Annotated in this window: 5 protein-coding genes; all 5 read left to right on the forward strand. The window is 37.3% G+C overall.

All coding sequences use genetic code 11. The features are described 5' to 3' along the window. Positions 1 to 2 precede the first annotated feature (2 nt). The 5 genes from recF to PQ474_RS10715 all read left to right on the forward strand — a co-directional run bounded on the left by recF (position 3) and on the right by PQ474_RS10715 (position 7,545). A complete protein-coding gene (recF, locus tag PQ474_RS10695; protein ID WP_273842835.1) occupies positions 3 to 1,115 on the forward strand; it encodes a DNA replication/repair protein RecF in 1,113 nt (370 codons plus the stop codon). Between the two features lie 16 nt (positions 1,116 to 1,131). Then, positions 1,132 to 1,416: an extracellular matrix regulator RemB gene (remB, locus tag PQ474_RS10700; protein ID WP_273842837.1), complete on the forward strand. Its 285-nt coding sequence runs from the start codon at positions 1,132 to 1,134 to the stop codon at positions 1,414 to 1,416. Between the two features lie 196 nt (positions 1,417 to 1,612). Next, positions 1,613 to 3,553 (forward strand): DNA topoisomerase (ATP-hydrolyzing) subunit B, encoded by a 1,941-nt coding sequence (gene gyrB, locus PQ474_RS10705; protein WP_273842840.1) that lies wholly within the window; start codon positions 1,613 to 1,615, stop codon positions 3,551 to 3,553. 174 nt (positions 3,554 to 3,727) lie between these two features. After that, on the forward strand, positions 3,728 to 6,286 hold the full coding sequence (gyrA, locus tag PQ474_RS10710) for a DNA gyrase subunit A (protein WP_273842842.1): 2,559 nt from the start codon (positions 3,728 to 3,730) through the stop codon (positions 6,284 to 6,286). A gap of 170 nt (positions 6,287 to 6,456) precedes the next feature. After that, positions 6,457 to 7,545, forward strand: a complete 1,089-nt coding sequence (locus tag PQ474_RS10715) for an HD-GYP domain-containing protein (protein WP_273842845.1) — start codon at positions 6,457 to 6,459, stop codon at positions 7,543 to 7,545. Positions 7,546 to 7,781 lie beyond the last annotated feature (236 nt).

Raw genomic sequence — 7,781 nt, forward strand, 5'->3', positions numbered from 1 at the left:
TTTTGAATTTGAAACAACTAACATTACGGCAATTCCGCAATTATAAAAAAGTGGAATTAGCATTTGATCATCAAGTAAATGTTTTCTTGGGGGAAAATGCCCAAGGGAAAACCAATATCATTGAAGCGATCTATGTGCTTGCACTAGCCAAGTCTCACCGTACTTCTAAGGATAAAGAGTTAATAGGATGGGGAGACGAATTTGCGAGAATTCAAGGGAAACTAGAGAAGAGGTCAAGTAATCTTGAATTAGAACTTATTCTTTCTGTGAAAGGAAAGAAAGGTAAAATAAACGGCTTAGAGCAAAAAAAGCTTAGTGAATATATTGGGGCGGCGAACGTAGTCTTGTTTGCACCAGAAGATTTAAATCTGGTAAAAGGCAGTCCGCAAGTGAGAAGAAGATTTTTAGATATGGAAATGGGTCAAATTAGCCGTGTTTATCTACATCATTTAGGACTTTATCAAAAAGTTCTCCTCCAACGAAATCATTTACTTAAATCCCTACAGATCGGTAAAGGATCTAAAGAAATGTTAGATATATTAACCGATCAAATGATTGTGTTAGCTGCAGAAGTGACGAAAAGGCGATTTGAGTTTATTAAAAGGCTTCAAAAATGGGCTGAACCAATCCATTATGATATCAGCAGGGGGAAAGAGGAACTAGAGATTCGTTATCTATCTGCTACTAACGTATCGGATGAGATGGATTTGTCGAAAATAAAAGAAGAGTTCTACCAAATGTATGAAAAACAAAAAACTCGTGAAATTCAACGTGGAGTAACTTTGTTTGGTCCTCATCGAGATGATCTCGGTTTTTCGATTAATGGTCACGATGTTCAAACTTATGGATCGCAAGGACAACAAAGGACAACAGCTCTTGCGCTTAAATTAGCCGAAATAGAATTGATTTATTCAGAAATAGGTGAGTATCCTATTCTACTTTTGGATGATGTCTTATCTGAACTAGATGACTATAGGCAATCCCACCTACTTAAAACAATTCAAGATCGTGTTCAAACCTTTGTGACAACAACCAATATCAGTGGAATTGATCAACGGACATTAAATCAAGCAAAAATTTGGACTGTATCAGAGGGGACAATTATATCCGAGTAATGAGGCGGTGGAGCGTGTGTTTATACATTTAGGTGGAGATGTCATTATTAGATCAAAAGAGATTATTGCTATATTAAACTGGGAAGTTCAAGAGCAGTCGCCAATAACAGGCGTTTATTTGAAAGAAGAAGAAAAAAGAAAAAAGAAAATCGTGATCTCAGAAGATTATATTAAATCTATTGTGCTGACCGATGATGAAATCTATTACTCGCCAGTTTCTTCGTTAACCCTAAACCGTCGAGCTCAAGGACTCGCTCTATTAGATATGAATGTTGAAATAGAAGATGAAATAGAGCCTTAAATTCCAGATCTATATTCTTATTAGAGAATTAATGATAAAATGAAATGTTCCATAGCGTTTAAGTAGTACGAAATGGATTTGGTCATTATAGCAAGGTAACAATCTTTGCTACGTATACAGAAAAACATAGTAAGTCGTCTGAACAAATTTTATATAAATATGCAACAAGAACTGATGATAAGATCGATATTGAAGAATGAAGGTGAACATAGTGACGAATGAACAACATTCTACACAACAATCTTATGATGAGAGCCAGATACAAGTATTAGAAGGCTTAGAAGCTGTACGGAAGCGTCCTGGGATGTATATTGGTTCAACGAGTGCACGAGGTTTGCATCACCTTGTCTGGGAAATCGTTGATAATAGTATTGATGAAGCCATGGCTGGTTATTGCGATACGATCAAAGTCGCGATTGAAGAAGATAACAGTATAAAAGTTGAGGATAATGGACGTGGAGTACCTGTTGGAATTCACGAGAAGATGGGACGACCGGCTGTAGAGGTTATTATGACCGTTCTTCATGCTGGTGGTAAGTTTGGCGGTGGAGGTTACAAAGTATCAGGTGGTTTACATGGTGTAGGGGCTTCTGTTGTTAATGCCCTTTCAACAACGCTTGAGATTGAAGTACACCGCGAAGGCAAAATTCATTATCAAAAGTATCATCAAGGTGCACCTGCAGCGGATTTAGAAGTCATTGGAGAAACGGAAAAACGTGGGACCATTATTCACTTTAAACCGGACCCTGAAATCTTCCAAGAAACAACCATTTACGATTATGATACGCTTGCCTCACGTCTCCGTGAGTTAGCATTTCTAAATAAAGGTTTAACCATTGTCATTTCGGACAAGCGTGAAGATGGCAAAGAAGCCACTTACTACTATGAGGGTGGAATCGGTTCATTCGTTGAGCACCTTAACCGTTCAAGAGAAGTTTTACATGATGAACCTATCCATATCGAAAGTGAAAAAGAAGGCTTAACGGTTGAAGTAGCTGTACAATACAACGATAGTTATACAAGTAATATTTACTCATTTGCTAATAACATCAACACCCACGAAGGTGGAACGCATGAATCTGGTTTTAAAACGGGTTTAACACGTGTAATTAATGACTATGCCCGTAAAAATAATTTATTCAAGGAAAATGACCCTAACTTAACTGGGGACGATGTACGTGAAGGATTAACGGCTATTATTTCAGTCAAAATTCCAGATCCTCAGTTTGAGGGGCAAACGAAAACAAAGCTTGGTAATAGTGAAGCTAGAACGATTACTGATTCTCTATTTAGTGAAGCTTTTTCACGTTTCTTAAGTGAGCATCCTCAAGTAGCTAAAAAGATTGTTGATAAAGGTCTAATGGCGTCTAGAGCACGTGAAGCAGCTAAAAAAGCACGTGAGTTAACGCGTCGTAAAAGTGCTCTTGAAGTCAGTTCACTTCCAGGTAAACTAGCTGATTGTTCGTCAAAGGATGCAACCATTAGTGAAATTTATATTGTTGAGGGTGACTCTGCGGGTGGTTCAGCTAAGCAAGGTCGCGATCGTCACTTCCAAGCTATTTTACCTCTTCGCGGAAAAATTATTAATGTTGAAAAAGCTAGATTAGATAAAATTTTAGCTAACAATGAGATCCGTGCAATGATTACAGCTTTTGGTACGGGAATTGGTGATGAATTTAACATTGAAAAAGCAAGATATCACAAAATCATAATTATGACCGATGCGGATGTTGATGGTGCGCATATTCGTACGTTAATATTAACATTTTTCTATCGTTATATGCGTCCACTTATTGAAAATGGTTATGTGTATATTGCGCAGCCGCCACTATATAAAATAAGCCAGGGCCGTGATGTAAACTATGTTTATACGGATAAAGAATTAGAAGAAGCACTAAAAGACATCCCGAACAAAGATAAAGTAGGAATTCAGCGCTATAAGGGTCTTGGGGAGATGAATCCGGAACAGTTATGGGATACGACAATGGATCCGGAACACCGTACGGTCCTTCAAGTGACGTTAGAGGATGCGATAAAAGCAGATGAAGTTTTTGAAATCTTAATGGGCGATCGTGTAGAACCACGCCGTGATTTTATACAAGAAAACGCACAATACGTCCAGAATCTAGATATATAGAATTTCTAATAAAAAAACTTTTTCCGTGCAAATGGCAATGTTTAGAGCCGCATTTACTGAGAAGGCACTTTAATTGTTTTTAATGACAGTTTACTCTCAGTATGCGGAGTTATTGCACTAACACCTTGGGAACACACAAGCATATATAGGCTTGGAGATGGAGGTTTATAATTAATGGCTGAGCAAGATAATCTTAGAGTAAAACCAAGAAATATAAGTCAGGAAATGCAATCCTCATTTATGGATTATGCGATGAGTGTTATCGTAAGTCGTGCGTTACCAGATGTAAGAGACGGATTAAAACCAGTACATCGCCGTATTTTATATGCAATGAATGAGTTAGGCATTACGGCAGATAAAGCTTACAAAAAGTCTGCACGTATTGTCGGTGAAGTAATCGGTAAGTACCATCCTCATGGTGATTCAGCAGTTTATGAAACAATGGTACGGATGGCACAAGACTTTAGCTTCCGCTACATGCTTGTAAATGGACATGGAAACTTTGGTTCTGTTGACGGTGATTCAGCTGCAGCGATGCGTTACACAGAAGCTAAAATGTCAAAAATCTCAATGGAACTTGTTCGTGATATTAATAAAGATACAATTGATTATCAAGATAACTATGATGGCAGTGAACGCGAACCTGTTGTTTTACCAGCAAGATTCCCGAATCTATTAGTCAATGGTGCATCTGGTATCGCTGTTGGGATGGCAACTAATATTCCACCTCATCAGTTAGGAGAAGTCATTGACGGAGTATTAGCTCTTTCAAAAGATCGTGATTTAACGATTCAAGACTTAATGGAGTATATCCCTGGTCCTGACTTCCCAACTGGAGCTGAAATCCTAGGACGTTCAGGAATACGCAAAGCTTATCAAACAGGTCGCGGTTCGATTACACTAAGAGCTAAGTCTAATATTGAAGAGCATAATGGGAAGTCTCGTATTATTTTCACGGAGATTCCGTATCAAGTGAACAAAGCAAGATTAATTGAAAAAATTGCAGAGCTAGTACGAGAGAAGAAAATTGATGGAATTACAGACTTACGTGATGAGTCTGACCGTACAGGTATGCGCATTGTCATTGAGTTAAGACGTGATGCAAATGCGAATGTGTTGCTTAACAACCTGTATAAGCAAACGGCTCTCCAATCAAGTTTCGGGATTAATCTATTAGCGCTCGTAAATGGAAGACCGAAAGTACTAAACTTAAAAGAGTGTTTAGAACACTACCTTGACCACCAAGTTGTCGTTATTCGTCGACGTACAGCATTTGAACTTCGAAAAGCCGAAGCTCGTGCTCATATTTTAGAAGGATTACGAATTGCACTTGATCACTTGGATGAAGTCATTAGTTTGATCCGTGCGTCCCAAACAACAGAGATCGCTAGAAGTGGTTTAATGGAGCGTTTTGAACTAAGCTACGAACAGGCACAAGCAATCTTAGACATGAGACTCCAACGCTTAACTGGATTGGAGCGCGATAAGATTGAAGCAGAATACAATGAGTTAATGGCTCGTATTGCTGAACTAAAAGCCATTTTAGCTGAAAATGAAAAAGTTCTGGAAATCATTCGTGATGAACTTACTGAGATCAAAGATAAATTCAATGATGAACGTCGTACGGTCATTTCCATGAGTGAAGAGCATCTTGAAGATGAGGACCTGATCCCTCGTACGAATATTGTTGTAACGATTTCTCATAACGGTTACGTAAAACGTATGCCAGTTTCAACATATCGTGCACAAAAGCGTGGTGGTAAAGGGATTCAAGGGATGGGAACAAATGATAATGATTTTGTTCAACATCTATTTACAACGAACTCTCACCACACGATTCTTTTCTTTACGAATAAAGGGAAAGTGTATCGTTTAAAAGGATATGAAATTCCTGAACTTGGACGAACAGCAAAAGGAATTCCTATAATTAACCTTCTCCAAATTGAACAAGGAGAATATGTGAGTACGGTCATTCCAATTGAAGAATTTAGAGATGATGAATACTTATTCTTCTTAACAAAGTATGGGGTTGCTAAGAGAACGGAGCTATCTTCTTTTGCAAACATTCGTAAAGGTGGATTATTTGCAATCACATTGCGAGAAGAGGACGAATTACATGGTGTCCGCTTAACAGATGGCAGTCGTGAATTAATTATCGGAACGAAGCAAGGGATGTCCATTCGCTTTCCAGAAAACGATGTTCGCTTAATGGGGAGAACGGCAGCTGGAGTTAGAGGAATATCGCTTTCTGATGATGACCATGTTGTAGGTATGGATATTATTGAAGAGAATCACGACGTATTAATTGTCACTGAAAAAGGTTACGGAAAGCGTACTCCAATTGAAGAATATCGCATTCAAAATCGTGGTGGTAAAGGAATAAAAACGTGTAACATTACAGATAGGAATGGTTCTCTCGTTTCGTTAAAAGTCGTCTCATCTGAACACGATATCATGATCATTACCGTGAGTGGAGTTATTATTCGTACACAGGTAGAAGGAATATCTACAACAGGCCGTAATACACAAGGTGTTACTCTTATCCGTGTTAATGAAGGAGAAGAAGTTGCAACCGTAGCGCGAATTGATGTTGATGATGAAGATGTCGATATTGAAGAAGAAACGGAAGAAATGATTGAGCATGATGCTAGCGAAAGTGTTAATGAGGAGTCTACTGAAGAAACTGAATCTATTGAGTCAGAGGAAACAGATTCAGTTGAAGAGGAAGAATAAGTAATACTAAGCTGAGTGTTCATAGAAAGCTTCTCAGAATGATGACTAGATTGGTCTAAGACGGCCTAACTAGTCATCTTTTTTATTTTCTCTTCTAAATATGGGCGCTTTTCAAAGGTTATAGCAGTCTTGTATAATGTAAAAATAAGAGAGAGAAAGAAGGTTGCGGGATGAAGGTAAAACCAGCTCAATTACAAAGAGGGTGTATTACTACTAAAGATGTTGAAGGTTTAACAGATTTTCCTATTATTAAAGAAAATACAGTTTTGACTGATGAACTAATTGATATCTTGAAACTATTTTTAGTGGATATGGTTGAAGTAGAATCTGTTTTAGCAAATGGGGAAACCTTTAAACCTTTGGAGGTAATAGAAGAAATAGAAGAAATAGAAATTGAAAACAATAAAGAAAAACAAAATGAATTTCTTTACCAATATGTTGAAGCGGTTAAGCAATTTAAAAAACTGTTTCAATCTTGGCAAGCAGGTCGTAAAGTAGAGATGCTTGAAGTGAGAACAATCTTTATCCCTTTATTCGAAAGAGTGATGGAGCAACCTAAAAAGCTTCTTCAGTTACATCACTATAGTAACAAAGAGGATTACAATTACCACCATTCAGTCTATGTAGGAATTTTATCTGCTTATATTGGCTATAAGATGAAGCTTAATAAAGGAGATTGGTTGCAAATAGGTTTTGGTGGAGTACTGGCTGATCTCGGTATGACAAAAGTTTCTCCTTCTATATTAAAGAAAAAGGGTTCTTTAACATCTGTGGAATTTGAAGAAGTCAAGAAACACCCCATTCATAGTTATAAGATGTTAAAAGGAATAACAGGAGTTTCAGATTTAATTCTTTTAGCTGTTCTCCAACATCATGAACGCTACGATGGAAGTGGTTATCCACTAGGTGTTAACTCAAAAAAGATTCATCTATTTAGTCAAATTGTTGCAATATCTGATGTTTATCATGCTATGACAACAGAGCGTCTTTATAGGTCAAAACGGTTCCCGTACCAGGTATTAGAGGATATAACCAAAGAGCAATTTGGTAAGTTCGATGTAAAAGTTGTTCAAGCGTTGTTGCAAAGTTTGGTGCAAATTTCAATAGGAGATAAAGTGCGCTTATCTTCTGGGGATGATGCAGAGATTGTTTTTATTGATCAACAAATCCCAACAAGACCAATGGTGAAACTGTTGAATTCAGAAGAGATTATTGAACTAAATCACCACCCATCTATTTTTATTGAAGAAATTATATAAAAGACTTGCGTAATAGTTATGATATATGGTATATTATTTCTTGTCGCTAAGAACGACATAAACGTTTTAGAAAAACGTATTGACAAACTCAATTGGGTTTGTTAAGATGTAAAAGTTGCCATGAGCGACAAAGCAGTTCTTTGAAAACTGAACAAAAGCCAAGCGAAAAGAGAAAACATGATTTTCTCGTCAATTTTTAGCAATTTAGTAAAATTGCATTTGTTATATCGCTAGCG

The sequence above is a fragment of the Halalkalibacter alkalisediminis genome, from assembly GCF_028610705.1.
GTDB classification, from domain to species: Bacteria; Bacillota; Bacilli; order Bacillales; family Bacillaceae_D; genus Halalkalibacter; species Halalkalibacter alkalisediminis.

Bases quoted from the DNA above. Each gene is read 5' to 3' on its own strand.
- gyrB (WP_273842840.1), top strand. From the start codon at position 1,613: ATGAAGGTGAACATAGTGACGAATGAACAACATTCTACACAACAATCT.
- gyrA (WP_273842842.1), top strand. From the start codon at position 3,728: ATGGCTGAGCAAGATAATCTTAGAGTAAAACCAAGAAATATAAGTCAG.
- PQ474_RS10715 (WP_273842845.1), top strand. From the start codon at position 6,457: ATGAAGGTAAAACCAGCTCAATTACAAAGAGGGTGTATTACTACTAAA.